The 26,972-nt window shown below is 68.5% G+C and carries 25 protein-coding genes; 9 read left to right on the forward strand and 16 right to left on the reverse strand.

Annotation, left to right across the window (positions count from 1 at the left end; translation table 11 throughout):
• Positions 1-1,106 (reverse strand): MFS transporter (locus tag QMK34_RS38895; RefSeq protein ID WP_326419802.1); only part of this gene is annotated, 1,106 nt, incomplete at its 3' end.
• Between the two features lie 115 nt (positions 1,107-1,221).
• Positions 1,222-2,334, reverse strand: coding sequence for an adenosine deaminase (locus QMK34_RS38900; protein WP_326419803.1), 1,113 nt, complete (start codon positions 2,332-2,334; stop codon positions 1,222-1,224).
• A 291-nt stretch (positions 2,335-2,625) separates the two neighbouring features.
• On the opposite strand from QMK34_RS38900, the gene QMK34_RS38905 reads away from it, so the two are divergent.
• A complete protein-coding gene (locus tag QMK34_RS38905) occupies positions 2,626-3,717 on the forward strand; it encodes a PA containing protein (protein WP_326419804.1) in 1,092 nt (363 codons plus the stop codon).
• 300 nt (positions 3,718-4,017) lie between these two features.
• Here the strand turns inward: QMK34_RS38905 and QMK34_RS38910 are convergent, their stop codons facing one another.
• The 6 genes from QMK34_RS38910 to QMK34_RS38935 all read right to left on the reverse strand — a co-directional run bounded on the left by QMK34_RS38910 (position 4,018) and on the right by QMK34_RS38935 (position 11,004).
• The gene (locus QMK34_RS38910) at positions 4,018-5,313 is read right to left on the reverse strand and encodes a thymidine phosphorylase (protein ID WP_326419805.1); all 1,296 of its coding nucleotides are present in this window, start codon (positions 5,311-5,313) and stop codon (positions 4,018-4,020) included.
• A gap of 81 nt (positions 5,314-5,394) precedes the next feature.
• Positions 5,395-5,844, reverse strand: coding sequence for a cytidine deaminase (locus QMK34_RS38915; RefSeq protein ID WP_442785316.1), 450 nt, complete (start codon positions 5,842-5,844; stop codon positions 5,395-5,397).
• Positions 5,844-7,082, reverse strand: a complete 1,239-nt coding sequence (locus tag QMK34_RS38920; protein WP_326419826.1) for an ABC transporter permease — start codon at positions 7,080-7,082, stop codon at positions 5,844-5,846. Before QMK34_RS38920 ends, QMK34_RS38915 begins: the two co-directional genes overlap by 1 nt.
• Before the next feature lie 35 nt (positions 7,083-7,117).
• Positions 7,118-8,215, reverse strand: a complete 1,098-nt coding sequence (locus QMK34_RS38925) for an ABC transporter permease (RefSeq protein WP_326419807.1) — start codon at positions 8,213-8,215, stop codon at positions 7,118-7,120.
• Positions 8,212-9,783: an ABC transporter ATP-binding protein gene (locus QMK34_RS38930; RefSeq protein WP_326419808.1), complete on the reverse strand. Its 1,572-nt coding sequence runs from the start codon at positions 9,781-9,783 to the stop codon at positions 8,212-8,214. The genes QMK34_RS38925 and QMK34_RS38930 overlap by 4 nt, the downstream gene beginning before the upstream one ends.
• A gap of 78 nt (positions 9,784-9,861) precedes the next feature.
• Positions 9,862-11,004 carry a BMP family lipoprotein gene (locus tag QMK34_RS38935; protein WP_326419809.1) on the reverse strand — a complete coding sequence of 381 codons (1,143 nt, stop codon included), beginning with the start codon at positions 11,002-11,004 and terminating at the stop codon, positions 9,862-9,864.
• Positions 11,005-11,557: 553 nt separating this feature from the next.
• On the opposite strand from QMK34_RS38935, the gene sdhC reads away from it, so the two are divergent.
• From sdhC to QMK34_RS38960, 5 genes are all read left to right on the forward strand, one after another.
• On the forward strand, positions 11,558-12,016 hold the full coding sequence (sdhC, locus tag QMK34_RS38940) for a succinate dehydrogenase, cytochrome b556 subunit (RefSeq protein WP_326419810.1): 459 nt from the start codon (positions 11,558-11,560) through the stop codon (positions 12,014-12,016).
• 1 nt (position 12,017) lies between these two features.
• Positions 12,018-12,431 carry a succinate dehydrogenase hydrophobic membrane anchor subunit gene (locus QMK34_RS38945; RefSeq protein ID WP_326419811.1) on the forward strand — a complete coding sequence of 138 codons (414 nt, stop codon included), beginning with the start codon at positions 12,018-12,020 and terminating at the stop codon, positions 12,429-12,431.
• Positions 12,432-12,464: 33 nt separating this feature from the next.
• A complete protein-coding gene (gene sdhA, locus QMK34_RS38950) occupies positions 12,465-14,219 on the forward strand; it encodes a succinate dehydrogenase flavoprotein subunit (RefSeq protein ID WP_326419812.1) in 1,755 nt (584 codons plus the stop codon).
• A complete protein-coding gene (locus QMK34_RS38955; protein WP_326419813.1) occupies positions 14,219-14,989 on the forward strand; it encodes a succinate dehydrogenase iron-sulfur subunit in 771 nt (256 codons plus the stop codon). Before sdhA ends, QMK34_RS38955 begins: the two co-directional genes overlap by 1 nt.
• Before the next feature lie 769 nt (positions 14,990-15,758).
• Positions 15,759-16,136, forward strand: a complete 378-nt coding sequence (locus QMK34_RS38960; protein WP_326419814.1) for a hypothetical protein — start codon at positions 15,759-15,761, stop codon at positions 16,134-16,136.
• A 27-nt stretch (positions 16,137-16,163) separates the two neighbouring features.
• Here QMK34_RS38960 and QMK34_RS38965 read toward each other — a convergent pair whose 3' ends face one another.
• The gene (locus QMK34_RS38965) at positions 16,164-17,636 is read right to left on the reverse strand and encodes a S8 family peptidase (RefSeq protein WP_326419815.1); all 1,473 of its coding nucleotides are present in this window, start codon (positions 17,634-17,636) and stop codon (positions 16,164-16,166) included.
• 87 nt (positions 17,637-17,723) lie between these two features.
• Positions 17,724-17,984, reverse strand: a complete 261-nt coding sequence (locus QMK34_RS38970) for an SCO4848 family membrane protein (protein ID WP_326419816.1) — start codon at positions 17,982-17,984, stop codon at positions 17,724-17,726.
• A gap of 43 nt (positions 17,985-18,027) precedes the next feature.
• Here QMK34_RS38970 and QMK34_RS38975 point away from each other — a divergent pair, with 43 nt between their 5' ends.
• Positions 18,028-19,287, forward strand: coding sequence for a D-alanyl-D-alanine carboxypeptidase family protein (locus QMK34_RS38975; RefSeq protein WP_326419817.1), 1,260 nt, complete (start codon positions 18,028-18,030; stop codon positions 19,285-19,287).
• A 28-nt stretch (positions 19,288-19,315) separates the two neighbouring features.
• Complete coding sequence (locus QMK34_RS38980) at positions 19,316-20,035, forward strand: DUF4253 domain-containing protein (protein WP_326419818.1); 720 nt, start codon at positions 19,316-19,318, stop codon at positions 20,033-20,035.
• Positions 20,036-20,105: 70 nt separating this feature from the next.
• Here the strand turns inward: QMK34_RS38980 and QMK34_RS38985 are convergent, their stop codons facing one another.
• From QMK34_RS38985 to QMK34_RS39000, 4 genes are read right to left on the reverse strand one after another with little or no spacing between them, the layout of a single operon-like run.
• On the reverse strand, positions 20,106-21,113 hold the full coding sequence (locus QMK34_RS38985; RefSeq protein WP_326419819.1) for a YhjD/YihY/BrkB family envelope integrity protein: 1,008 nt from the start codon (positions 21,111-21,113) through the stop codon (positions 20,106-20,108).
• Between the two features lie 51 nt (positions 21,114-21,164).
• Positions 21,165-22,184: a tryptophan--tRNA ligase gene (trpS, locus tag QMK34_RS38990; protein ID WP_326419820.1), complete on the reverse strand. Its 1,020-nt coding sequence runs from the start codon at positions 22,182-22,184 to the stop codon at positions 21,165-21,167.
• 12 nt (positions 22,185-22,196) lie between these two features.
• Entirely contained in the window at positions 22,197-22,949 is a 753-nt protein-coding gene (locus QMK34_RS38995) for a hypothetical protein (RefSeq protein ID WP_326419821.1), read from the reverse strand.
• A 59-nt stretch (positions 22,950-23,008) separates the two neighbouring features.
• On the reverse strand, positions 23,009-23,407 hold the full coding sequence (locus QMK34_RS39000) for a hypothetical protein (protein WP_326419822.1): 399 nt from the start codon (positions 23,405-23,407) through the stop codon (positions 23,009-23,011).
• 533 nt (positions 23,408-23,940) lie between these two features.
• On the opposite strand from QMK34_RS39000, the gene QMK34_RS39005 reads away from it, so the two are divergent.
• Complete coding sequence (locus tag QMK34_RS39005) at positions 23,941-24,831, forward strand: glycoside hydrolase family 19 protein (RefSeq protein ID WP_326419824.1); 891 nt, start codon at positions 23,941-23,943, stop codon at positions 24,829-24,831.
• Between the two features lie 94 nt (positions 24,832-24,925).
• On the opposite strand, the gene QMK34_RS39010 is transcribed toward QMK34_RS39005, so the two are convergent.
• Together QMK34_RS39010 and QMK34_RS39015 are read right to left on the reverse strand one after the other, a co-directional pair.
• Positions 24,926-25,774, reverse strand: coding sequence for a YwqG family protein (locus QMK34_RS39010; RefSeq protein ID WP_326419825.1), 849 nt, complete (start codon positions 25,772-25,774; stop codon positions 24,926-24,928).
• 41 nt (positions 25,775-25,815) lie between these two features.
• Complete coding sequence (locus QMK34_RS39015; protein ID WP_326419827.1) at positions 25,816-26,625, reverse strand: exodeoxyribonuclease III; 810 nt, start codon at positions 26,623-26,625, stop codon at positions 25,816-25,818.
• Positions 26,626-26,972 lie beyond the last annotated feature (347 nt).

Below are 26,972 nucleotides of genomic sequence, written 5' to 3' on the forward strand. Positions count from 1 at the left end.
TCGCAGATGCGCATGCCCAGCAGCGGCGGGGTCAGCGAAGCGGCGATGTTCTGACCGGTGTTCTGCGTCCCCATCGCCCGGCCGGACCAGGCGGCGCCCGCCAGCTCTGCCGACGCGGTGAAGCCCAACCCGTTGTCGCTCACCGTGATCACCGCCGCGAGGACGAGCGCGAGCAGCACCAGCCACGGCCAGGTCGCGTCCCCGAGTGCCACCAGCAGCATGACCGCGGCACTGGCCACCGCGAGCTGCCGCATCGGCCGCAGCCTGCTCCCGACGCGATCGGACCAGTGGCCCGAAACCAGCCTGCCGCCCGCGCCCAGCACCTGCACCGCGGCGAGGAACCACCCGGCGGACAACGGACTCCAGTGCTGCACGGCCACCAGGTACACCGGCGCGAACGCCGAAACCGTGAACTGCGGGACGACCAGCAGCGCGCTCGCCCCGTGGACCCGCCACAGCGTCGACGTCCGGTACGGCGACACCGGCTTCGCCTCCGTAGCGGCCCGCGCGGGCGGGCGAGGCGGGTCGACGACGAGCCAGGCGACCAGCAGCGCGACCGCGACCGAAAGCACCGCGGGCAGCAGCAACGCCGCCTGGAACCCCCAGTGCTGCGCCAGCGGCGGCAGGCCCAGCGCCGCGACGCCGACCCCGAGCGGCTGGGCCGTCTGGCGGATGCCCATGGCGAAGCCCCGCTCGTCCTTGGCGAACCAGCCCATCACCACCCGGCCGCTCGCGGCGTTGACCGAGGCCGTGCTCGCGCCGGCCAGCAGGAACACCGCGAACAGCACGCCGAGCGGATGGCTGCCGAGTGCGGCGTAACCCAGCAGCAGCCCGGAGAAGCCGAGCCCCAGCGCCATCACCAGGCGCTCGCCGTAACGGTCCGCGGCCGCGCCCCAGAGGATCAGCGTGAACAGCAGGCCGATGCTCGGGGCCGCGACCACGGTGCCCGCCCCGGCCAGCGTCAGCCCTTCGGCGTCCCCCATGACCGGGACCAGGAACGGCAGCCCGTAGAGGAACGAGCAGCTCGCGGTCTGCGCGGCGAGGCCGAGCGAGAGGACCAGCCAGCGCCGTCCGCTCGCCGTACCGGTGTCCGCGGCCTGCGTCATCCTCGCCACCATCCCAAATAATGAGACAAAGTTCCTACATAGTGAACTCTAAGATCGCAGCTGGGAGCGCGCAAGCCACTAAACGGCTTCGAGACCGGCCTCACAAGAACGGGCTTTAAGCGAGTGCGGCGTAACCCGGCTTGATGACGGTGTCGATGAGCGCGAGCCGATCGTCGAAATCGATGAAGGCCGATTTCATCGCGTTGATGGTGAACCACCGGAAGTCGTCGAGCCCGAAGCCGAACGCCTCGTGCAGCGCCGCGAATTCGCTCGACATGCTGCAGCCGCTCATCAGCCGGTTGTCGGTGTTGACGGTGACCCGGAAGCGCAGCTTCGCGAGCAGGCCGATCGGGTGGTCCGCGATGGACTTGGCCGCGCCGGTCTGCACATTGGACGAGGGACAGATTTCGAGCGGGATCCGCCGATCCCGGACGTACCGGGCCAGCCGTCCCAAGTGGACCGACCCGTCGGCGCGGGTCTCGATGTCCTCGATGATGCGCACTCCGTGACCGAGCCGCTCCGCTCCGCAGTACTGGATGGCCTCCCAGATGGACGGCAGCCCGAAAGCCTCACCCGCGTGAATGGTGAAATGCGCGTTATTGACGCGCAAATACTCAAAAGCGTCCAGATTGCGGGTGGGCGGGAATCCGTCCTCCGGTCCGGCGATATCGAAACCGACCACGCCGGCGTCGCGGTAGCGGACCGCGAGCTCCGCTATTTCGACCGAACGGGCGTGCTGGCGCATGCCACACAGCAACGTCCCGATCCGGATCGTCCGGCCGGCCGCGGCGGCCCGGCCGATCCCCTCGGCGTACCCGGCCTGAACGGCTTCAATCACCTTTTCGAGTGAAAGTCCCTGCTCGACGAAGAGCTCGGGGGCGTACCTCACCTCGGCGTAGACGACCCCGTCCGCGGCCAGGTCCTCGGCACATTCGGCGGCGACCCGGACGAGCGCCTCCTCGGTCTGCATGACACCACACGTATGGGCGAAAGTTTCGAGGTACGACTCCAGCGAACCGGAGTCCGCGGCGGTGGTGAACCAGCGGCCCAGTTCGGCAACGTCGCTGGTCGGGAGGGCGTCGTAGCCGGACTGGCCGGCCAGTTCGGCGACGGTCTCCGGGCGCAGGCCGCCGTCGAGGTGGTCGTGGAGGAGCACCTTCGGCGCGCGCCGCAGGGTCTCTCCGGCGAGCGCGGCCGAGGCGGTGGATTCAGCGGTATCTGTGGACATAATCCGAGCCTAATAGCCCCGGGCCGAATGATCTTGGACACGGCCGCGGCGGGGCGCCCGCCGTCTACCTCGGCAAACACCGGGAGCCGTCCGGCCGAACGCTCATTCCCCTACACGGCGCAACTCTCACGTTCGACTTAACCCTCAGGTTAGTGAGTCTTCCCAGGAATCGGCCATCAGTGGCGGCCACGTATTGTAACGAGGCGGGGGCGCATACGCACAGCAATTCGTCAATCGATAAGCTCCCGAGTACGTCCCTTCCCCAATTCCCCGCCGACGAAGGACACCGCAGTGACCACTGACAACCAGATTGCCGCACCGTCCTTCGACCGGATGCGCAACATGCTGGTGCGCGCGGCCGAAGTACGTGACAGCGAGCAGCAGCAGATCTTCGACGCGCTCGACGACATCTACGCTCGGCTCGCCCCGGTGGACTCGCTCGGCGCGGTGCGGAAGCGGCTGTCCGAGCTGCCTGACCGCACCGAGGTCGGCGTGCTCGCGGAGCGCCTCGACGAGGCCATGTCGCGGCTCGAGGCCCAGGACAACGCGATCGCCGCGCTGACCCGCGCGGTCGAGAGCATCGTCGACAAGCTCGCCAAGCCGTTCGCCCAGCTCGACGGCCGCCTCGACGGGATGGCCGCGAAGTTCGAGGGCGTCGCGGGGCGGATGGACGGGCTCGAGGACAAGCTCCAGAACATCCACCGGCGGATCGACGAGGTCGGCGGCCACCTGGACAAGCAGGACAGCAAGATCGAGGCGCTGCCCCAGACCGTGGGCGGCCCGGTCCGCGAGCGGCTCGAGCTGGCGGAGTCGACCCTGCGCGACCGCATCGACACGACGGACAATGAGCTGCGCACCCGCGTCGAGGAGCTGGACCGCTCGACCAGGGACCGGCTCGACGCCAACACCGAGGCGCTCAAGACCGCGCTGACCGAGACCGGCGAGATGATCGACGCGTCCGATCGGCTCGAGAAGCTGGGCAGCCGGCTCGAGACGGTCACCGGCCAGCTCGGCGACCTCGCCACCCGGCTCGACAAGGTGGAGGACGGGTTCACCGCGCAGCTCGGCGACCTCGACGGCTCGATCAAGAGCGGCCTGTCCAAGGTCGAGGGCACGCTGTCGAAGCAGCCGGACACCGACTCCGTCGGCTCGCTGGTCCGCAAGGGCAACGAGGAGTCCGAGCGGCGCATCGGCGGCCAGCTCGACGAGGCCATGGCGACCTTCGCCGAGCTGATGCTCGGTGGCGGCCCGGCCGTCCAGCAGATCTCCCCGCCGCCGCCCGCGCCGCGCCAGCCGCGTCGCAGCTCCCGCAACGGCCGCGCGCCCAAGGCGACCGACCTCAAGGGCAAGACCGGCGAAGGCGCCGACGAAGTCACGGAGTAACCCTCCCGGCCTCAGCACCACCCCGATGCCCCCCGCCCTTCCCGGCGGGGGGCATCGCCATTCCCCACCCGCGTCCCCCCGTCACCGCTGACGCGACTCGTCGACGAGTCGTGGTCTCTCGCACGCAAGACACCACGTTTCGTCGACGAGTTGCGTTCTGAGCGCGACTCGTCGACGAGTCGTGGTGCTTGCGAACGCGGGTTTTCGGCATACGCAAGGATTTTCGCTCGCCCGGCTTGCGCCCCCACGTGGCATTCGGTGTGCTGGACCTGGATCCAACGCCGTATGGGGGCGAGCGGGTCAAGAGGGACGAACGGTCTCCAGGACGATCGAGCCGGGCTCGCGGGCCGGGGCGGAGTCGGTGACGAGGACGCCGCCGTCCAGGGAGGCGAGCGCGGCGGGGACGGCGTCCGGGGTGTCGGTGTGCAGTTCCAGCAGCGGCTGCCCCGCGACGACGGGGTCGCCCGGCTTCGCCAGGCAGAGGATCCCAGCCGCGTACTGCACGGCCTCGCCGCGACGCGCCCGCCCGGCACCGAGGCGCCAGGCCGCGACACCCACCGAATAGGCGTCCAATGTGGACAGAGTTCCGTCGCGGGGAGCCTCGAAAACGTGGATGTGCTGGGGCTTCGGCAGCGACGCTTCCGGGTCGCCACCCTGCGAACTGATCATCCGGCACCAGGTCTCGTACGCGCGCCCGGACGCCAGCACCTCGGCGGGGTCCACTTCGGACAGTCCAGCCAGTGCCAGCATTTCCCGCGCCAGCGCCAAAGTCAGCTCGACGACATCGGCGGGCCCGCCGCCGCGCAGCACGTCCACCGACTCGGCGACCTCGATCGCGTTGCCGACGGCGTTGCCGAGCGGGACGCTCATGTCGGTGAGCAGCGCCGTCGTCGCGACACCGTGCGCGGTGCCGATCTCGACCAGCGTGCGCGCCAGTTCCCGCGCCTGCTCACGGGTTTTCATGAACGCGCCCGAGCCGGTCTTGACGTCGAGCACCAGCCCGGCCGAACCCTCGGCGATCTTCTTGCTCATGATGGAACTCGCGATCAGCGGGATCGACTCGACCGTGCTGGTCACGTCCCGCAGCGCGTACAACTTCCGATCGGCGGGCGCGAGCCCTTCAGTTGCCGCGCAGACCACCGCGCCTATCTCGTCGAGCTGCTTGACGATCTCCGCCGTCGAAAGCTCCGCGCGCCAGCCGGGGATGGACTCCAGCTTGTCGAGCGTGCCGCCGGTGTGCCCGAGCCCGCGCCCGGACAGCTGCGGCACGGCCGCCCCGCAAGCCGCGACGAGCGGCGCGAGCGGCAGCGTGATCTTGTCACCGACGCCGCCGGTCGAGTGCTTGTCCACGGTCGGGCGGCTCACGTGCAGATCGAGCCGCTCCCCCGACTCGATCATCGCGCCGGTCCACCGCGCGATCTCGGCGGAGTCCATGCCCCGCAGGAAGATCGCCATGGCGAGCGCGGACATCTGCTCCTCGGCGATCGCGCCGCGAGTATAGGCGTCGATGGTCCAGTCGATCTGCTCATCACTCAGCCGCCCACCGTCCCGCTTCGCACGGATGACGTCGACAGCGGCGAAAGGCTCAGTACGCACGGGCGAAGCTCCTCAAGTGTCATGAAAGGGTCTTTCAGGGCAAAAAGTGTCCTGAAAGACCCTTTCATGACACTTCGCCCGCTAAGGAAGGTCGGCGGGGCCGAAGGCGTCGGGCAGGACGTCGGTCATCGGGAGGATGCCGCGTGGGGTGTCCACGAGGCACTCGCCGCCGCCGTGCTCGAACAGGATCTGGCGGCACCGGCCGCACGGCATGAGCAGTTCGCCCGAGCCGCTGCGGCAGGCGACCGCGACGAGCCGTCCGCCGCCGGTCAGCCGGAGCTGACCGGCCATCGTGCACTCGGCGCACAGGCCGAGGCCGTACGACGCGTTCTCGACGTTGCAGCCGACGACCACCCGCCCGTCGTCCACGATCCCGGCGACGCCGACGTGCAGACCCGAATAGGGCGCGTACGCACTCTTGGCCGCCTCGACGGCCTGCGCGCGCAGCGCGTCCCAATCCACAGTGGACACAGCAGACGCTGCAGACTCAGTGGACACCGCAGACGCTGCGGGCTCAGCAGGAGACGGCATCAGTCGCCCTCCCCCTTGCGATAAGCGACGCCGTCGGCCTTCGGCGGCCGCAGCCGCTGCGAGGCTACCGCCAGCACGATCAACGTGACGAAATGGGCGGTGTACGGGATCAGGTCGCTGGAGAGAGTGTCGTTGGTCCAGTAGATTGTATACAGGATACCGGCTCCCACTACCCCGAGCCCGGCCGCGAGCCACTGGCGCCGGAACAGCTGGATCACCACGATGACGGCCAGCAGGATGACCGCGCCGTAGAGCAGCGCGAGGACCGCCTTGCCGCCGCCGGAGAGCTGCAGGCCGTCGGCGTAACCGAACAGCGCCGCGCCGCCGAGCAGGCCGCCCGGCCGCCAGTTACCGAAGATCATCGCCGCGAGGCCGATGTACCCGCGCCCGTTGGTCTGGTTCTCCAGGTAGTCCGCGCCGCCCGCGAGCAGCACCAGCGACGCGCCGCCCATCCCGGCGAGACCACCGGAGATCAGCAACGCGATGTACTTGTGCAGATACACGTTCACGCCGAGCGACTCGGCCGCGACCGGGTTCTCACCGCAGGACCGCAACCGCAGGCCGAACCTCGTCCGCCACAGCACGAGGTAGCTGATCGGCACCAGCAGGATGGCGATCACGGTCAGCGGCGCGACCTCGGTGATCAGCCCGCGGAGGATCCCGGCGGCGTCGGAGATGAAGACCCGCTGCCCCTTCTCCAGGTCGCCGAGCCAGTCCGAAAGGCCCGTCGCGGAGTAGGTGTCGAACTTCGGCACCGGCGGAGACTGCCGGGGGTTGCCGGAGATCGGCGCGAAGATCAGGTTCGCCAGGTACTTCGTGACGCCCAGCCCGAGCAGGTTGATCGCCACGCCGGAAACGATGTGGTTGACGGTGAAGGTGACCGTCGCGACGGCGTGCAGCAGCCCGCCCAGCGCGCCGAACACGACCGCCGCCAGCAGCCCGGCCCACACGCCGCCGTGGTAGGCACCCCAAGCCGCGCCCCAGGTCCCGAGGATCATCATGCCCTCGAGCCCGATGTTCACCACGCCCGCGCGCTCGGCCCAGAGGCCGCCCAGCGCGCACAGCAGGATCGGCAGCGCCAGCCGCAACGCGGTCTGCGCGGTGTTGGTGGACGTCAGCGTGTTGACGCCGGTGGAGTACGAAGCGATGGACAGCACCGCGATCGCCAGCACGGCCATGAGCACGCCCCTGGCCCAGCCCGGGATCCGGCGCTTCGACGCCTTGGGCGGCACGGTCATCCCGCCCGCCGATTCGGCGCGATCAAGCGTGGTGGTCACACCGCACCCCCTTCACTGACGCTGGAACCCTTGCGCCCGTTGCCCGCGAGCGCTCTGCCCACTCGCCTTTGTTCCGCGGCGAGGTCCGCCCGCTTGACGATCTGATACGCCACGACCACCGAAAGCACGATGATGCCCTGCATGATCGTCGCGATCTCCTTGGACACGTGGATCTGCTCCAGCGACACCGCCGAGGTGTCGAGGAACGCCCAGAGCAGCGCGCCGAGCGCGATGCCGCCGGGATGGTTGCGGCCGAGCAGCGCGACCGCGATCCCGGTGAAGCCGTACATCTGGGTCGAGGTGATGCCGTAGCTGTAGTCGCGGCCGAGCAGTTCCGGCATCGCGACCAGACCGGCGACCGCGCCCGAGAGCACCATCGCGATCAGGGTCATCTTCTTGGCGTTGACCCCGCCCGCAGCGGCCGCGGTGGTCGATTCGCCACTCGCCTTGAGCTCGAAGCCGAACCGGGTCCGGTTGAGCATGAACCAGTAGGCCCCGCCCACGATGATCGCGATGAACACGAAGCCGAACAGCTGGCCGGAGCCGATCGTGATGCCGGGGACGCGGCCGGACGGGTCGATGACCTCGGTGTGGATGTTGTTCCCGGTCTGCACGCCGAACTGGTCGGCGTTGATCAGGTACGCGATGATCCCGGCGACGATCGCGTTGAGCATGATCGTCGAGATGACCTCGCTGACCCCGCGGGTCACCTTGAGCACCGCCGGGACGGCCGCGTAGAGCGCGCCCGCGAGAACGGCCACCAGCAGGATGACGAGGGTGTGGATGACCGGCGGCAGGTGCAGCGCGCCGCCGATGATGGCCGCGATGACCGCCGCGAACCGGTACTGGCCCTCGACGCCGATGTTGAACAGGTTCATCTGGAAGCCGATGGCCACAGCGAGACCGGACAGGTAATACACCGTCGCGAGATTGACCGTGTCGACCGCGGTGGACCCCTTGAACAGCTGGCTGATCATCGTGCCGTAGGCGTCCAGCGGGTTCGCGCCGGAGATGACCAGCGCGATCGCCGTCAGCACCACGGCGAAGACGATCGCCAGCAGCGGCGGCAGCAGTTTGGTGCGCCAGGAACTCATGCCACTTCACCTTCTTCGGCCCCGGTCATCGCGGAGCCCAGTTCCTGCGGGGTCACCGTGGCGGGATCGGCCTCGCTCACGAGACGCCCGCGCAGCATGACCTGGATGGTGTCGGACAGCCCGATCAGCTCGTCGAGGTCCGCGGAGATCAGCAGCACGGCGAGCCCGGCCGCGCGGGCCTGGCGGATCTGCTCCCAGATCATCGCCTGCGCGCCGACGTCGACCCCGCGGGTCGGGTGCGAGGCGATCAGCAGCACCGGATCGCCGGAGAGTTCGCGGCCCACGATCAGCTTCTGCTGGTTACCACCGGAAAGCGCCGCCGCCGGGACGTCGATGCCCGGGGTGCGGACGTCGTACTGTTCGACGATGCGCCGGGTGTCCTCGCGGGCGCCCGCGATGTCGAGCAGCTGCCCGTTCGCGACCGGCTTGCGGGTCTGGTAACCGAGGATCCGGTTGACCCACAACGGTTGTGTGAGCAGCAGGCTGTGCCGCGTCCGGTCCTCGGCGATGTACCCGATCCCGGCCTCGCGGCGAGCCAGCGTGCCGAGCTTCGTCAGTTCGCGCGCCTTGCCCTCGTTGTCGACGAGCACGACGGCGCCACCGCTGGTCTTGCGCATGCCCATGATCGTCTCGACCAGCTCGGTCTGGCCGTTGCCCTCGACCCCGGCGATCCCGAGCACCTCACCGGCGTGCACGGTGAACGTGACGCGGTCGAGCAAGTTGCGCTCGGAACCCTCGGCCGCCAGGCGCACCTCGCTCAGCCGCAGCACGTCGCGATCGGTGACGGTGGACTCGCGGGTCTCCGGGCTGGGCAGCTCGCTGCCGACCATCATCTCGGCGAGCTGACGCGTGGTGATGGTCTTCGGGTCCGCGGTGCCGACCGTGGTGCCGCGCCGGATCACCGTGACGGTGTCGGCGATCGAGCGCACCTCGTCGAGCTTGTGCGAGATGAAGATGAAGGTGAAACCCTCGGCCTGCATCCCGCGCACGGTCTCGAACAGCGCGTCGACCTCCTGCGGGACGAGCACCGCGGTCGGCTCGTCGAGGATGATGATGCGGGCGCCGCGGTAGAGCACCTTGACGATCTCGACCCGCTGCCGGTCCGCGACCCCGAGCTCTTCGAGCAGGGTCGACGGGTCGGCGTGCAGCCCGGTCTGCGCGGCGAGCTTCGCCAGCCGCGCCTTGGCCACCCGGCCGATGCCGTGCAGGTTCTCCGCGCCGAGGAAGACGTTCTCGCCGACGGTCAGGTTGTCGGCGAGCATGAAGTGCTGGTGCACCATGCCGATCCCGGCCTTGATCGCGTCCTGCGGGTTGCGCAGGCGCAGCTGGCGCCCGTTGACCGCGATGGTGCCCTCGTCGGGTTGCTGCATCCCGTAGAGGATCTTCATCAGGGTGGACTTGCCGGCGCCGTTCTCGCCACAGATGGCGTGCACCTCACCGCCGCGGACGGTGAGGTTGACGTCGGAGTTGGCCACCACGCCGGGGAACCGCTTGGTGATCCCGGTCAGCTGGACGACCGGCGCACCCCGGTCGGGGGCGGGCTCGGCCGGGGTTTCGGCATCACTCATGGGAGGAAGAGTCCCGTTCTGGTCAAATAGACCAGGGCCCGGAAGGGGTTTCCCTTCCGAGCCCCGGCACTTGGTGAGCTATTTCTGCGGCTTGTCCGAAACCGTGATCGTCCCGGCGATGATCTGGGCCTTGTACCCGTCCAGAACGTCCTTGATGTCGTCGATCTTGCCACCGGAGGTGGCGTAGCCGACACCGTCGACCTTGAGGTCGAACCGCTTCGGCAGGGTCGTCAGGTCACCCTTGGCCAGCGCCTTGAGGTAGCTGAACACCGCGACGTCGACGCGCTTGAGCATCGACGTGATGATGATGTCCTTGTCGGCCTCGACGGTCTTCTGGTTGTACTGGTCGGAGTCGACGCCGATGGCGAGCGCGTTGCCCTTCTTGGCGGCGTCGAACACGCCCTTACCGGACGCGCCGGCGGCGTGGTAAACGACATCCGCACCGGCGGAGATCTCGGCCGCGGCCTTGACGTTGCCCTTGGCCGGGTCCTGGAACCCGGTGAAGTCGCCCGCCGGGGTGAGGTACTCGTCCTCGATCTTCACCTTGTTCGACACGGCCTTGGCGCCCTGCAGGTAACCGGCCTCGAACTTCTGGATCAGCGGCGTGTTGACGCCACCGACGAAGCCGATGTGGCAGCTCTTGCTCTTGTAGACGGCCGCGACGCCGGCGAGGAACGAACCCTGCTCCTCGGCGAAGACCAGCGAAGTCACGTTGGCCAGCTTGATGGAGTCGTCGTCGACGATCGCGAACTTCGTCTCCGGGTGCTTCGCCGCGACGGCACCGACGGAGGTGGCGTAGGCGAAGCCGACCGCGATGATCGGGTTGAAGCCCTGCGCGGCCATCTGCTCCAGCCGCTGCTGCTTCGCGGACTCGGCCTCGCTGGCGCTCGCGGTGCTCTCGGACACCGAGGTCACGCCGAGGTCGGTCTTGGCCTTGTCGGTGCCCGCGGCGGCCGCGTCGTTGAACGAGGCGTCACCCCGGCCGCCCACATCGAACGCGAGGCCGACCTTGAGCTTGCTGCCGTCGACCTTGCCGCCGTCCTGGGTGGAGCTGGACGCGGCGGCGGGCGCCACCGGCGGCTTCGGCGCGGTCACACAGGCCGCTGCCTGGTCTCCCGGGGCGGCGCTGTTGTTACTACTCCCACTGCTGGAGTCCTTCGCGCACCCGGCCAGTGCAAGCACACCGGCCATGGACACGGCGGCCAGCGCGGTTCCACGCATGCGACGCAACGTGTGTCTCCCTCCCCGCTGATCCAGCGGATGATTCCGAGCACGACCCGGCCCCAGTGCCAGGTACGACCGCCAGACCGTACCTAACGGCCAGGAACACGCCATAGGAAAGGCACGCTACGTAACACAAACGTTTACTCAAGGGCCATCGGCGCGACGACGTAGGCACGGAAAGTGATCAATTCCGCACTTCGCCCACCCGAGCGTGACCGATCCGTACGTCCGACCGAGTGAAAGCCCGCCAGCCCGCCTTGAGCGTCACCAAAGCCCCCCTGACCGGGTGAACCCGCGTCCCCCAGGGCGAGTGGGCCACGCCACACCGCCGATCGGCCGAGGCGCCGCGCCTGTGTCTGGTCCATCACAGAGACGAACCCGGAGGTGAGCCGCGCGCGGGGTGCGGGTCTAGCATCTTTTTCATCCACGCTCGATGACCATGAACTCGGCACCGCGCCCGGAGCTGTCCCCAGTGGACTCCCCAGGGTGGCGAGTGCGGAGGCCAGCGGTCAGCCGGGCACAAAGCCATGACGTTGGAGGCCGTTCACCGATGTCCACCACGGCTAGCGCCGCCGCAGCTAGCACCACTTCAAGCGTGGGTGCGAGCAATCGGGCGAATGCCTCACGCCGGCAGGGGACCTTCTACCGGGGCGACCCCGGTATGTGGTCCTGGGTGCTGCACCGCATCACCGGCGTGCTGACATTCTTCTTCCTTTTCGTGCACGTGCTCGACACCGCGCTCGTGCGGGTGTCGCCGAACACGTACGACCAGGTCATCGAGACCTACAAGACCCCGATCGTCAACCTCCTCGAGGTCGGCCTCGTCGGCGCGGTGCTCTATCACGCGCTGAACGGCATCCGGGTCATGCTCGTCGACTTCTGGGAGAAGGGCCCCAAGTACCAGAAGCCGATGCTGTGGACGATCGTCGTGATCTGGGTCGCCGTCATGCTGCCCGGTGCCTTCTTCATGATGAAGCGCACCGTCGAGACTCTCTTCGGGGGTAACTGACATGGCCGAGCTCGCCCTCGAACGCCCGCGCACCCCGAAGCGCCCCAACGCCCGCCGCAGCAACTTCGAGCTCTACAGCTGGCTGTTCATGCGGATCTCCGGCCTGGCCCTGATCATCCTGGTGCTCGGGCACCTGCTGATCATGAACATCCTCGACGGCGGGGTGCACCGGATCAACTGGGGCTTCGTCGCCGGCCGCTGGGCGTCGCCGTTCTGGCAGTTCTGGGACCTCGCGATGCTCTGGCTCGCCGAGATCCACGGCGGCAACGGCCTGCGCACGATCATCGACGACTACGCCCGCAAGGACAGCACGCGGTTCTGGCTGAAGATCGTGCTCTACGTCTCGATGGCGCTGATCCTCGCCGTCGGCACGATGGTCATCTTCACGTTCGACCCGAACATGCCCGCGAACTGACGGTCCCACCACACGCAAGCGGAGAGTTTTCTCATGCAGTTCCACAAGTACGACGTGGTGATCGTCGGCGCCGGGGGCGCCGGGATGCGCGCGGCCATCGAGTCCGGCCAGCGTGCCCGCACCGCGGTCCTCACCAAGCTGTACCCGACGCGCTCGCACACCGGTGCGGCACAGGGCGGCATGTGCGCCGCGCTGGCGAACGTCGAAGAAGACAACTGGGAATGGCACACCTTCGACACGATCAAGGGCGGCGACTACCTGGTCGACCAGGACGCCGCCGAGATCATGGCGAAGGAGGCCATCGACGCGGTCCTCGACCTCGAGAAGATGGGCCTGCCGTTCAACCGGACGCCCGAGGGCAAGATCGACCAGCGCCGCTTCGGCGGGCACACGCGTGACCACGGCAAGGCCGCGGTCCGCCGCGCCTGCTACGCCGCGGACCGCACCGGTCACATGATCCTGCAGACGCTGTACCAGAACTGCGTCAAGCACGGCACCGAGTTCTTCAACGAGTTCTACGTGCTCGACCTGCTGCTGGCCGAGGACGAGGACGGCAACCCGGTCGCGTCCGGCGTCGTCGCCTACGAGCTGGCGACCGGCGAGCTGCACGTGTTCCAGGCGAAGTCGATCGTGATGGCGACCGGCGGCGCGGGCAAGATCTTCAAGACGACGTCGAACGCGCACACCCTGACGGGTGACGGCCTCGGCATCATCTTCCGCAAGGGCCTGCCGCTGGAGGACATGGAGTTCTTCCAGTTCCACCCGACCGGCCTCGCGGGCCTCGGCATCCTCATCTCGGAGGCCGTGCGCGGTGAGGGCGGCATCCTCCGCAACTCCGAGGGCGAGCGCTTCATGGAGCGCTACGCCCCGACGATCAAGGACCTCGCGCCGCGTGACATCGTCGCGCGCTCGATGGTGCAGGAAGTGCTGCAGGGCCGCGGGTGCGGGCCGAACAAGGACTACGTCGTCCTCGATGTCACGCACATCCCCGAGGAGACGCTGAACGCGAAGCTCCCGGACATCATGGAGTTCTCGCGGACGTACCTGGGCGTCGACCCGGTCAAGGAGCCGGTGCCGGTGTTCCCGACGTGTCACTACGTCATGGGCGGCATCCCGACGAACATCCACGGCGAAGCGCTGCGGGACAACGACCACGTCATCCCCGGCCTGTACGCCGCGGGCGAGGTCGCCTGCGTGTCGGTGCACGGCTCGAACCGGCTGGGCACCAACTCGCTGCTCGACATCAACGTGTTCGGCCGCCGCGCCGGGCTCGCCGCCGCCGAGTACGCGCTCAACCACGAGCTCGTCGAGCTGCCGGAGAACCCGACCAAGGTCGTCGAGGAGCAGCTGGCCGGGCTGCTGTCGGAGCACGGCGACGAGCGCGTCGCCGACATCCGCACCGAGCTGCAGCGCACGATGGACTCGCACGCTTCGGTGTACCGCACGGAGGACACGCTGAAGACGGCGCTGACCGACGTGCAGGCGCTCAAGGAGCGGTACCTGCGGATCACCGTGTCGGACAAGGGCAAGCGGTACAACACCGACCTGCTCGAGGCCGCCGAGCTGGGCTTCCTGCTGGAGCTGGCCGAGGTCCTGGTCGTCGGCGCGCTGGCGCGCAAGGAGTCCCGCGGCGGCCACGCGCGCGAGGACTACCCGACCCGTGACGACACCAACTTCATGCGGCACACCATGGCGTACAAGCAGGGCGAGGGACTGTCCTCGGACATCCGGCTCGACTACAAGCCGGTGACCTTCACCCGCTACGAACCGATGGAGCGGAAGTACTGATGACCACGGCAACTCCCGAAGCTGAAGCCGCTCCCTCGGCGGACCACACGCCGATCACCGTCACGTTGAAGATCCTCCGGTTCAACCCGGAGGTCGACTCCGAGCCGCACTGGGAGTCCTACGAGGTCCCGGCGCAGCGCACCGACCGGCTGCTGAACCTGCTGTTCTACGTGAAGGACTACCTCGACGGGACGTTCGCGTTCCGCCGCTCGTGCGCGCACGGCGTCTGCGGGTCCGACGCGATGCAGATCAACGGCATCAACCGGCTGGCCTGCAAGGTCCTGATGAAGGACCTGCTGCAGAAAGACGGCAAGCCGACGACGATCACGATCGCGCCGATCAAGGGCCTGACCACCCTGAAGGATCTCTATGTCGACATGGATCCCTTCTTCGAGGCCTTCCGCGCGATCAAGCCGTACCTGATCACCTACGGCAACGAGCCCTCCCGCGAGCGCATCCAGTCGCAGGCCGACCGCGACCGCTTCGACGACACGACCAAGTGCATCCTCTGCGCCTGCTGCACGTCCTCGTGCCCGGTGTACTGGAACGACGGCTCGTACTTCGGCCCCGCGGCGATCGTCAACGCCCACCGCTTCATCTTCGACTCCCGCGACGAAGGAGCCGAGGAGCGCCTCGACATCCTCAACGACGCCGAGGGCGTCTGGCGCTGCCGCACCACCTTCAACTGCACCGACGCCTGCCCCCGAGGCATCCAGGTGACCAAGGCGATCCAGGAAGTAAAACGCGCCCTCCTCTTCAAGCGCGTCTAAGTTCACCGCAACTTTTCCAACTGCCCCTGAAGGCCACCATCACGGCGTTTTACGCCGTGATGGTGGCCTTCAGGGGCAGTTCCCGTGGGTGAGTTGTCCACAGGGGGGTGGTTGTCCACAGAGCGGGCGAGAGGGGGTGGTGCAGAGGGTTGGTGGTGCTCACGATGAGTTCATGGCCAAAAAGGGGAGATGGGCCGGGCACCCCGAGCTACTTCAGGAACGAAGCAGACTCGGCGTGATCAGGGCCGCCACACTCATGTCACTGGGAATGGACAGCAAGACCATCTATCGGAGGTGCCTACCTGGAAAAGCCTGGCAACGACTACTTCCCGGAATCGTCCTGATGCACAACGGAAAACCCACCCAGGACCAGCGAGTCGCGGGTTCCCTGCTGTACGCCGGACCCGAGGCCCTACTGACCGGAATCGAAGCTTGCCGAAGACAGGGACTCCGACCCCGGGAGCTGCCACCGGACGACGGACTCCATGTCCTCGTTCCCCATCATCGCAAGATCAAGAGCGCCGAATTCCTTGTGGTCGAGCGAACGATCCGGCTGCCCGAAGCTCAGGTCAAAGACAATGTTCCCCTGGCCCCGCTCGTTCGTGCGGCAACCGACACTGTCCGGCGCATGCGCGCTGCCGAGCCGGTGGGACAGCTACTCGTGGAAGCGATCCAACGTGGACGGTGCCATCCTCAGGCGCTCGCCTGGGAACTGGACCACGGCACTCAACGAGGCACAGCTGTCCCACGAAGGATCCTGGCCGAGTGGATGATGCTTCGCTCAGTCGCGGAGGCGCGGGCTAAGACACTGAGCCGCCGGCTGCCAGTGCCACCCAGCCATTGGAACGCCAAGATCCAGGGGCCGGACGGACGTTATCTCGGACGGCCCGACGGCTGGTGGGACGAAATAGCGCTGGCGTGGGAGATCGATTCAATCGACTTCCACTTCACCAAGGACGGTTACGCACGCACGCTCGAACGGAACACCCGCTACGCGGCCGCCGGGATCATCGTCGTGCAAACACTGCCCTCCCGGCTGGACAAGGATCCCGCGGGCGTCCTCGCCGAGCTCGAAGCCGCCTACCGAACGGCGGCGTCCCGCCCCCGCCCGCCCGTCCACCTCGTCGCGGACGACCTCGCCGCCTGAATGCCCCTGAAGGCAACTGAAACCGGCCTAGCCGACGGCGTCCAGGGCGTTCACGAGGCCGTGGCCGTAGTAGGAGTTGTTCGCGTCCGGGCCGGTGCAGACCGGGGCGCCGGTGCCGCAGGCGACCGGGTCGGCCTGGCGTTCCAGCAACGCCGTCAGCTGCCGGGGCGAGGCGAACGGGTGCTCACTCGCCAGCAGGGCCGCGACGCCCGCCACGTGCGGGGACGCCATCGACGTGCCGCACTTGGTGCCGTACTGGCCGCCGATCACCGTCGACAGTGGACAGCCGGCGCCCTGGCCAGCGGGAGGACGCTGGGCGCTGTCACCGCCCGGGGCGGTCACCTCGATCTGCCCCTGGCCGAAGTTGCTGTACGACGACTTCGTCCCGGCGTAGCCCACCGCGGACACGGTCACGACGCCCTCGATGCTCTTCGGCAGGATGCCGCAGCTCGGGTCGACGGTGTGCGGCCGGTTCGGGTCGGTGGTCTGGGCCGTGACGTCGAAGCCGCTGTTGCCCGCGGCCGCCACGTTCAGCACGCCGTTGCGGTTCGAGTAGGTCACCGCGCGACGGACGGCTTCGTACGCCGCCGAGTCGCCCGCCTGCTTCGGGCAGTAGAACATGCCCGGGTCGATGTAGTAGCTGTTGTTCGTCACCTCGAAGCGGTGCTTCGCCGCCCACATGAACCCGCAGACCGCCGACTCCGGGAAGATGTACCCGGCGTCGCTGACCACCTTCACCGAGGCCAGTTTCACGCCTGGCGCGATGCCGGTGAACCCGCGCGCGACGTCCTTGCCCGCGATCGTCCCGGCCACGTGGGTGCCGTGGTCGGACGTCGTCGGCGCCCACGAAGCGGCGGTCCGGTCGGGCGCGCCGGTGATGCAGCCCGCCGAGTCCTTCGCGTCCACGGCCGCGCTCAGCGCCGGGTGGGTCGCGTCGATGCCCGAGTCCAGGACGCCGACCGTGACCTTCTTACTGCCTTCGCTCACCTTGTTCGCCTCGGGCGCGTGGATCGCCCGCATGTCCCACTGCTGCGCGCTGAGGTCGCCGTCGGCGGCGATGCCGGTGGTCTCCTCCTGCTGACGCACGGTGCCTGCGGCGGCGCGGGCTTCCGACCTGGCCGCGGCGGCGGGCGTGGTGGGCGGCACGGCGACCTCGCGGCCACCGGAGTAGGAACGGAAAGCGCCGACGCGCTCGGAGAAGTCGGCGTTGCGCGAGCTCGCGACCGCGACCCCGATCTCCGGGTAGTACGCCACCCGCGAACCGCACTTGGCGCGAAGCTCCAGATCGACCGCGAACTGCGGCGTGTACGGCTGGTAGATCACGACATAGCTGTACGCGTCGCTCGTCGTGTCACACGGGACAGGCTTGCCCTGTGCCGGAGCAGCCGAAGCCACTGAGGCCGCTGAGGCCGCTGTGGCCGTCGGGGCCGCGAGCACACCGGCGGCCAGAGCGGCCACCGTGCCCACGACCGGGACGAGCCAGCGTCGAATCCGGGACATTCCACCTCCACTTGATCGGTGGAGAGAACGTTAGGCAGTCAAACGACTCGCCGCTGTCCCCCATTTGGGGCAATCGTCCGAGTTGCGTCAGTTCGTGTCGGCGTTCTCCGGGACACGCGGGACGCGGGCGGCGCGCACCCCGCGCCAGCCCAGCACGCCGATGATCGTGCCGAGCACGAACGACACCACGGTCAGCACCGCGTGCACGATGAAGTAGGCCGTCGGCGATCCGTCCGCGGCGAAAGCGCGGTCGCTCTCCCACAGATTCTTCGCGAAAGTGATCCAGATGATCCAGGACCACACGCCGAAGGCCAGCAGAAACAGAGAACTACGTCGCGACATCCGCATGCCCTTGAGTATGCAACGTACCGGACGGCGATACATTGCTCGGGTGCACAGCGCTATCCCCCGGTCGCTCAAGGTCCTAGTCATGGCGGTCGCGTCGGGCATCCTCGCCCTCACCGCGCCCCAGCTCGCCGCAGCCACTCCGAAGCCTCCCGTCCAGGCGGAACCCTGCGCGAACCGCGTGGCCCCGCCGCCGCCGGTCGACACCTCGGAGAAGCCCCAGCCCGGCGAAGTGGCTCCCGGGCCGATGCCCGTGCCCGAGCGGCCGGTCGGCGGTGCCCGGCTGGCCGACTGCGGCACCGTGGTGCCGCAGGGCGCGCTCAACCCGCCCGCGGGCAACACCGCCGCGTCGTGGGTGCTGCAGGACCTCGACACCGGAGCCGTGCTCGCCGCGAAGGACCCGCACGCGCGCCAGCGCCCGGCGTCGCTGATCAAGACGCTGCTGGCGCTGGTCGTCGTCACCGAGCTGAAGGCCGACCAGATCATCACGCCCACCAAGGAGGACGCCCAGCAGGAGTGCACCTGCGTCGGCATCACCGCGGGCAGCAAGTACACCGTGGACCAGCTGCTGCACGGGCTGCTGATGCACTCGGGCAACGACGTCGCGCACGCGTTCGCGACCGCGCTCGGCGGCGTCGACAAGACCGTGGCGAAGATGAACGCGCTCGCCGCCGGTATCGGCGCGACGGACACCCGCGCGGCCACCCCGTCCGGGCTGGACGGTCCCGGCATGTCGACCTCGGCCTACGACCTGAGCGTGATCTTCCACTACGCGATGAAACAGCCGGAGTTCGCGAAAGCCGTCGCCACCAAGAACTACGAGATCCCCGCGATCGGCGACAAGCCGGCGATCCCGGTCTACAACGACAACAAGCTGCTCGGGGTGTACCCCGGTTTCCTCGGCGGCAAGACCGGCTTCACCGACGACGCCCGCCACACCTACGTCGGCGGCGCCCAGCGTGACGGCAAGCGGATCGCCGTCGTGATGATGCGCGCCGAGCAGACGCCCACCCGGGTGGTCGAGCAGGCCGGCAAGCTGCTCGACTACGGCTTCGCGCTCGAGGCCGACCACGCCGAAGCCGTCGGGACCATCGACTACCAGGCCCCGGCGAAGCCCGGCGACCCGCCGGGAGCGGCCCCGCAGGCAGCCGCCGTCCAGGGTTCCGCGAACACCGCCGCCCCGGCCGCGGAAGACGCCTTCGGCACCACCGGCTGGATTCTCACCCTGGTGGTGTTCCTGATCATCGCCGGCGGCTTCGTCGTCGGTCACCAGCGCAAAAAAGCCCAGGCCGACAGCGGCGCGTAACCGCGGGATCCGTCGTACGCTCGGTCGTATGACCAAGGTGCCGGAGTCGCTGGGCGTGCCCGCCGCGCGTCCGGTGCTGGACACCCCGGGCAGCGGCACGATCCTCGGTTTCCCGGCCGCCGGCGCCCAAGCCGTCGCCTGGTGGCGGCGACTCCGGGACGCCCACCCGGAAACAGGGCTGTGGCCGCTGCTGATCGACGAAGACACCCCGGCCCGCGTCGCCGCGTGTCCCAGCGAGATTCCGGCCGACGACCTGCCCGGCGGAGCCGAAATCCTGGCTCAGCGCGGGGAAGCCCGGATGTGCTCGTACAGCGACGCGCTGGCCGAAGAGATCCGCGCGGAACGGCGCGGCGAAGGACTGTGGCCCACCGAGCCGGTCCGTCCCGGCTTCCGGCTCGCCGCGGGGCCGAGCGAGGTGACGGTCGCGCTCGTCCCGGCCGAAGCGGGCTGGCGCGTGCCCGAGGTGCTCGGTTACGGCGGCTGGAACGACTACCCCGACCCGGCCGAGCACGCGGCGATCCTGCGTCACTGGCACGGCCGCTACGGCGCCGAGCCGGTGGCGATGACCGGTGACAGCGTGGAACTCTCGCTCGCGCGCCCGCCGCGCACCCGGCTGGACGCGCTGGCGCTGGCCTGGGAATACCGCGCCTACAACGACGGCGAGTACGACTTCTACTTCGCCGACACCCTCACCGAACTCGCCGCCGCCCTCCTCGACGCCGAAGTCCTCCTCGCCCGCTGGGAATGACCCTGAAGGCCACCTTCACGGCGTAAAACGCCGTGAAGGTGGCCTTCAGGGTCATTCGGGCAATGGGCCGTCAGGAACGGCGGCGGACGCCCAGCCAGGCCAGCAAGGCGCCCGCGCTGAACGCACCGGCCGTCGCGCCGAGACCGAAACCGCGCTCCACGGTGATGCTCGGCCGGATCACCACGGGGGCGGGCGGCTCGATCACTGTCTTCAAGTTTTCCTTGGCCGTCGCCGTCCACGCCGTCACGAACAGCAGGAACCGTGAGACGAGGTTCGCGAACACCAGCAGGCCGATCACCGGCCCGAACACCGCGAAACTCGGCGACTTCGTGACGCTGCCCAGATAGATCGTCGCGACCTGCTGCAGGACGACGAACCCGACGGCGGCGAAGATCGCGCCCTTGACCGCGCTGCGCATCGTCACCTGCTCACGCGGGAGCCGGGCGATGACCCACAGGAACACGAGCGTGTTCGCGGCCAGGCCGAGCACGATGGTGGCGACCTTGAGCAGGAACACCGCCCAGCTCTGGTCCGCCAAGCCGACCAGTTCGAGCAGGAAGCGGCCGACCCCGCTGCCCGCCGCCGTCAGGCCGAAGGACACGACGAGCGCCAGCCCGAGGCCGACCAGCGACAGCAGGTCCTTGATCGTGGTGGACACCAGCGGCAGGGCCTTCTTCTCCTGCCCCCACTGCGCGGTGAGCGCGTCGCGCAGGTTGCTCATCCAGCCGATGCCCGAGTACAGCGCGAGCAGCAGGCCGATGATGCCGATGCCGCCGCGGGACTTGAGTGCCGTCGTCACGATCGAGGAGACCGTGTCGTTGAGCCCGGCAGGCACGGACTTCTTGATCCCGTCCGTGATCTGGTCGAGCACCGCCTGGTCACCGCCGACGACGTACCCGACGATCGTGAACGCGACCATCAGGATCGGGATGACCGAGAGCACGCTGAAGTAGGTGATGGCGGCCGCGTAGTGGTTACCATAGCGCTCGGTGAACGCGTCGTTGGCCTGGATCACGTGATCCAGCCACGGGTACTTTCGCCGCAGGCGCGGGAGCAGTTTTTCCTTGTCGTTCGACACCGGCAAACGCTAACCACCGTCCGGCGGCGGCGCAGCGTGAAAACGGGCGTACTAACCCAGTGGAGGCAGGAACCCGATGCGCTCGTAGACGTTCTTGAGCGTCACCGAGGACACCTCACGAGCCCGCTCGGCGCCCCGGGCGAGCACCTTGTCCAGCTCGGTCACATCGTCCAGATAGGACTGGACGCGGGCCTGCAGCGGGGTGACCCACTCGACGAGCACCTCGGCGAGGTCCTTCTTCAGGTCCCCGTAACCCTTGCCATCGTATGCCGTTTCGAGCTCGGGGACCGGGCGCTCGGTCAGCGCCGAAAAAATGGTCAGCAGGTTCGACACCCCGGCTTTGTTCTCCGCGTCGAACACGACCTCGCGGCCGGTGTCGGTGACCGCGGAACGGACCTTCTTCGCCGCGCGCTTCGGGTCTTCGAGCAGCTCGATGAGGCCGTTCGCGGCGGAGGCGGACTTGCTCATCTTCGACGTCGGGTCCTGCAGGTCGAAGATCTTGGCGGTGTCCTTGACGATGTGCGGCTCCGGCACCACGAAGGTCTTGCCGAAGCGGTTGTTGAACCGCTGTGCGAGGTTGCGCGTCAGCTCCAGGTGCTGGCGCTGGTCCTCGCCGACCGGCACGGCGTTGGCCTGGTAGAGCAGGATGTCCGCGGCCTGCAGCACCGGGTAGGTGAACAGCCCGACGCTGGCGCGGTCGGTGCCCTGTTTCGCGGCCTTGTCCTTGAACTGTGTCATCCGGCCGGCCTCGCCGAAGCCGGTCTGGCACTCCAGGATCCAGCTCAGCTGCGCGTGCTCGGGGACGTGGCTCTGCACGAACAGGGCGCTGCGCTCGGGGTCGACGCCGATGGCGAGCAGCTGCGCCGCCGAGATCCGGGTGCGCTCGCGCAGCACCTTCGGGTCCTGCTCGACGGTGATCGCGTGCAGGTCGACCACGCAGTAGAACGTCTCGTGCGTGTCCTGCAGCCGCACCCACTGGCGTAGCGCGCCGAGGTAGTTGCCGAGGTGGAACGAGTCGGCTGTCGGCTGGATCCCGGAAAGCACCCGCAGGCGGGTCTGTACGTCGGACACTCCCGGATTCTGTCAGGAGCACGTTCCCGGACGCTCGTCAGGTGTCCCGGTCGCGGAGACGGGCTTGAGGACGTCGAGCTGTTCGCCGAGCAGCTCGAGTTCGACGCGGACCTGGTCGAGGTCGGCGTCGGAGCCCGATTTCACGGCCAGCCGCAGGACCTCGGCCTCGATCCCGGCGAACTCCTCGGACGAATGGACCAGCCGGTGGAAGATCTCGTGTTCCCGCACGGCCCCGACGTCCCCGCGCTCCCGGCCGGGCAGCAGCCCGCGGCCGAGCTCGGCGAGCGCCTCGACCTCCGAGAGCTTGTCGTGCGTCGTGTCGGCGATGGAGAACAGCCAGTCGCGGGCGGCCGACGGCTCGAGCACCCGGACCGTGCGCTCGATCATTCGGACCGATTCCTGGCAGCTCGCCACCGGCGGGCGCCACGGGTCGTCGCCCCGCTCGACGCGCTCGATGAGCTCGGCGACGCTGACCCTGGACGAATCCGGTTCGAACCACGCGGGCGCCGCCGCGGGCGGGCGCGGCCCGCCGAGGCCACGCACGAAGACGAGCACCGAACCGACCGCCGCGCCGAGCCCGCCACCGCAGATCAGGGCCATCAGCGCCAGCGACCCGATGTTGTCGACGGGGTTGTCCTCGGGGAAGCGACCGGTGATCAGCGCCGTCGACACGATGACGACGAGCAGGGCCAGGATGCCGGACGCGGTGCAGATGCCGACCGGCCGACGGCCACGCCGGGGCGGCGGCTGGTGTTCGACGGGCACGTCAACCCCCTCCTGACCTCGCCGAGCCTACCGGTGGCGCGGGCCGGGCGGAGCAGGATTCAGTGGTGCCGGAACTGCGGGCGGACGGTCTGGTCGTCGCCGAAGGCGCCCCTGGCCATCACGGTGGCCTCACGGACCGGCGAGGGCTCGCGCGGCTTTTCGGCCGCGGCAGCCGCGGCCTCGGCGGCGCGGGCCTTACGACGCTGACGCAGCACACCGGCGGTCATGCCGAGGATCCCGAGCACGACAGCCACCAGTCCGACCGGGCCCAGCACGCCGAACGACACCGTGCCGGTCTCCGCGTGCACGCTCGTCTCGTCGGCCAGCGCGACGCCACCGGCGCCGAGCGCCAGCACGGCGGACACCGCGGCGAGCACGGCGGACACCGCGGCGAGCACGGCGGACCGGCGCGCGACGCGCAGGGCTGACCGCAACAGGAGATGAACTGGGTGCTGCACCGGAGTGCCTCCAGGAACGTGACTGGTTCGGAGTTGTTCCGCGGACCTTGTAGCTCTCACCCATAAGAGTGACCTAAAACGGGTCGATGGTCAAAAAGCTACCGAGCGTGTCAAGTCCTGGGCCTTCTGACCGACGTGGGGGACAAGACTAGCGCCCGGATGGGGGGCTGTGACGCGCGCCCCTCCCCATCCGGCGTAGTCCGTGGTCAGCGGCGCGTAACCGGCCACTCACGCGTTTTCGACTTGCCCACAAGCGAAGCCCCCTGTGTACAACTCGTCCGGACACCCGATCCGGGTACCCCTGCCGGATCTCCTTGTCCGATCGGCGTCCGGTCCGTTCAGCCAATCGGCGGAGCGCGGATGACGCTCCGCGACACCGGGGATAGGCCGATTGGTCACATCGCGTCGATCTCCACCAGAACGAGAACTGCCTGTTGGCTTCTGTCACACATTGGCCTATACCTATTTGGTGTAGACCAATTCTGCACCGGCCGGCCGCCGACGAAGTCCACCGAGGACAAAGGAGTTTTCTGGTGTCGATACGTCGTTTCTTCGCGGTCGCCGCGGCGGCCATCGCGGTCGGTTCCTTGGCTGTGCTCTCCCCTGTTTCACCCGCTTCGGCGGCACCGGCCTGCGTGACACCGTGGAGCTCCGGCGCTGTCTACACCGGCGGCCAGACGGCCTCCTACGGCAGCCACAACTGGTCCGCGAAATGGTGGACACAGAACGAAACCCCGGGCAACGCCGACGTGTGGTCCGATTCGGGCGCCTGCGGCGGAGGCGGCACGACCCCGCCGTCCGGCACCGGTTTCGTCGTCAGCGAAGGCCAGTTCAACCAGATGTTCCCCAGCCGGAACTCGTTCTACACCTACAGCGGCCTGACCACGGCGATGAGCGCGTACCCCGGGTTCGCCAACACCGGCAGCGACACGGTCAAGAGGCAGGAAGCGGCGGCGTTCCTCGCCAACGTCAACCACGAGACAGGCGGGCTCGTCTACATCGTCGAGCAGAACACCTCGAACTACCCGCACTACTGCGACACCAGCCAGTCCTACGGCTGCCCGGCGGGCACGGCCGCGTACTACGGCCGCGGGCCGATTCAGCTCAGCTGGAACTTCAACTACAAGGCGGCGGGCGACGCGCTCGGCATCGACCTGCTGCACAACCCGAACCTGGTGCAGAACGACGCGGCCGTCGCCTGGAAGACCGGCCTCTGGTACTGGAACACGCAGAACGGCCCCGGCACGATGACCCCGCACGACGCGATGGTCAACAGCCGCGGCTTCGGTGAGACGATCCGCAGTATCAACGGCAGCATCGAGTGCAACGGCGGCAACCCGGCGCAGGTCCAGAGCCGGGTCGACGCCTACACCCGCTTCGCGGGCATCCTCGGCGTGAGCCCCGGCGGCAACCTCAGCTGCTGACGCCGAGTGGGGACGCCGCCCACGAAGCCGCGGTCCCCCGCCCGAACCCGGAACCGCCCGCGATCACCTCGCGGGCGGTTCCGGCGTCCGGAGCTCAGCCGCACTGCCAGGTGAACAGGGCCTTGTCGAACCTGCGGGCGGCCAGGTCTTCCGGCTTGATCAGCCAGTACAAGGCTCCGGCGTCGCCCCACATCAGGTCGCCGTCGCTCTCGATCTGGGCGAGCAGGATCCAGCGCGCGGCCTCGGCGCCGAGGCGGGGATCGGACCAGATCTCCCCACCGCCGAGTGCGGTGATCGCGATCTCGAACTCGACCCCACCTTGGACGGGCCGGGCGTGGCCGCCGATCTGGTGCCACGGCTCACTGATGGCGTCGATGAGCACGTCCTCGAAACCGGCGGCGTCCAGCGCTTCGTCCAATGTCTCCCCGCTGGCGAGCTTGGCCTCGCACAGCAGTGCGTGACCCGGCTGGGGAGGTGTCGAGACGACGTCCGCGGTGAGCTTGACCTGCTCGAACGGCGTCAATCCTTCGGGCGCGGCCCGCGGCTCGACCAGGGTCCCGGCGGGGACGTAGACCACTCGCGCACCGGCCATCGACGCCGGATCGGCGCAGTAGACCAGCGCGCTCCCGTCGTCGAACTGGCCGTCGAAGTAGAAGAACAGCAGCGTGCCGTCCGCGGGCAGCGCGATGTCGAGCTCGCGCCGGGGCAGCGCCGCGCACTCCACGGACGCGACGAAGGAGAGCGGCCCGTTGCCCGGCCACTCCGGCCATTCGACCTTGGCGGGGAGCTCCGGGGCGCCCCCGAGCCTGCCGACGACCACCCCGCCACCGCTCTCGGCGGCGGAAAGCCGCACGGCGGGGCGCAGCAGGCTGATCCACCGCGCGGCCGCCTCGGCGGGGAGATGCTGCTCGGCGAGGGCGCCTAAGGACGTCGTCGAAGTCATGCGCTCATTCTGCCGACCACCACCGACAGAAACCGGCGCCGCTAGCCGGGGAAGTCGAGATCGTAGGTGGCGGTCACCGGGGCGTGGTCGGACCAGCGCTGGTCGTAGGACTCGGCACGCTCGACGACCACGGAAGTGCACAGCTCGGCCAGCCCGGGGGTCGCGACCTGGAGGTCGATGCGCCAGCCGGAGTCGTTGTCGAAGGCCTTCCCCCGATAGGACCACCAGCTGTACGGACCGGGACCCGCCGGATCCAGCTTGCGCTGGACGTCGACATACCCCGCCTCGTCGAAAACCCGCCCGAGCCACTCGCGCTCTTCTGGTAGGAAGCCGGAATTCTTCCGGTTGGTACGCCAGTTCTTCAGGTCGATCTCGGCATGGGCGATGTTCCAGTCCCCGACGACGACGACCTCGCGCCCCTCGGCCGCGGCCTTGGCCCGCAGCTCACCGAGGTACGGCAGGAAGGCGGCCATGAAGCGCTCCTTCTCCTCCTGCCGCGGCGTACCGACGTCGCCGCTGGGCAGGTAGAGACTGGCGACGACGACCTTCGGCAGATGCAGCTCCGCATACCGCCCGCTGTCCTCGAACTCCTGCTCCCCGAAGCCGACCCGCACAGCCTCGGGCTCGACGCGGCTGTACAACGAGACGCCATTGCGGCCCTTGGTCACCGACGGAGCGTGCTGCACGTGCCACCCGTCAGGCGCGGCAGCTTCAACCGGTAATTCCGACTCGAGCGCACGAACCTCCTGACAGGCAACAACATCCGCGCGGCCGGCCCCAAGCCACTCCACGAACCCCTTCTTGGAAGCAGCCCGGAGTCCATTGACATTCACAGTCGAGACGGTAAGCACGCCGGTCACGCTACCCGCCACCCCCGACAAGTCCCTGAAGGCCACCTTCACGGCGTCTAACGCTGTCATGGTGGCCTTCAGGGGCACGCATGAAACGGTCATGGCGGTATTAAACGGGCGAATGGGTGGACTTTTCGTCCTTTGTGGAGGGTAGGCGGCTTCGAAGGACAGGCGCCCGAGGCTTCGAGCGGCGGCTGCTGCGACAGTTCTCAGACGCGTTCTTAGCTTGTTGTTTAACCTGTTTGGTTCGTTGCGTTTGTGGCTCTTGTGTCCGTTTTGGGGTTCTTTCCGACGTGGCATACGACAGCGCGGTGGGTGTTTCGTGAGCCTGGTGGGCGGCCTGGGCC

Source organism: Amycolatopsis sp. H20-H5 (assembly GCF_035828755.1).
Lineage (GTDB): Bacteria > Actinomycetota > Actinomycetes > Mycobacteriales > Pseudonocardiaceae > Amycolatopsis.

Excerpts from the sequence above, each read along its gene's own strand:
- QMK34_RS38900 (WP_326419803.1), bottom strand. The coding sequence starts at position 2,334 with ATGTCCACAGATACCGCTGAATCCACCGCCTCGGCCGCGCTCGCCGGA.
- sdhA (WP_326419812.1), top strand. The coding sequence starts at position 12,465 with ATGCAGTTCCACAAGTACGACGTGGTGATCGTCGGCGCCGGGGGCGCC.
- sdhC (WP_326419810.1), top strand. The coding sequence starts at position 11,558 with ATGTCCACCACGGCTAGCGCCGCCGCAGCTAGCACCACTTCAAGCGTG.
- QMK34_RS38945 (WP_326419811.1), top strand. The coding sequence starts at position 12,018 with ATGGCCGAGCTCGCCCTCGAACGCCCGCGCACCCCGAAGCGCCCCAAC.
- QMK34_RS38965 (WP_326419815.1), bottom strand. The coding sequence starts at position 17,636 with ATGTCCCGGATTCGACGCTGGCTCGTCCCGGTCGTGGGCACGGTGGCC.
- QMK34_RS38970 (WP_326419816.1), bottom strand. The coding sequence starts at position 17,984 with ATGCGGATGTCGCGACGTAGTTCTCTGTTTCTGCTGGCCTTCGGCGTG.
- QMK34_RS38915 (WP_442785316.1), bottom strand. The coding sequence starts at position 5,844 with ATGCCGTCTCCTGCTGAGCCCGCAGCGTCTGCGGTGTCCACTGAGTCT.
- QMK34_RS39010 (WP_326419825.1), bottom strand. The coding sequence starts at position 25,774 with ATGACTTCGACGACGTCCTTAGGCGCCCTCGCCGAGCAGCATCTCCCC.
- QMK34_RS38935 (WP_326419809.1), bottom strand. The coding sequence starts at position 11,004 with ATGCGTGGAACCGCGCTGGCCGCCGTGTCCATGGCCGGTGTGCTTGCA.
- QMK34_RS38925 (WP_326419807.1), bottom strand. The coding sequence starts at position 8,215 with ATGAGTTCCTGGCGCACCAAACTGCTGCCGCCGCTGCTGGCGATCGTC.
- QMK34_RS38960 (WP_326419814.1), top strand. The coding sequence starts at position 15,759 with ATGATGCTTCGCTCAGTCGCGGAGGCGCGGGCTAAGACACTGAGCCGC.
- QMK34_RS38980 (WP_326419818.1), top strand. The coding sequence starts at position 19,316 with ATGACCAAGGTGCCGGAGTCGCTGGGCGTGCCCGCCGCGCGTCCGGTG.
- QMK34_RS38930 (WP_326419808.1), bottom strand. The coding sequence starts at position 9,783 with ATGAGTGATGCCGAAACCCCGGCCGAGCCCGCCCCCGACCGGGGTGCG.
- QMK34_RS38955 (WP_326419813.1), top strand. The coding sequence starts at position 14,219 with ATGACCACGGCAACTCCCGAAGCTGAAGCCGCTCCCTCGGCGGACCAC.
- QMK34_RS38920 (WP_326419826.1), bottom strand. The coding sequence starts at position 7,082 with ATGACCGTGCCGCCCAAGGCGTCGAAGCGCCGGATCCCGGGCTGGGCC.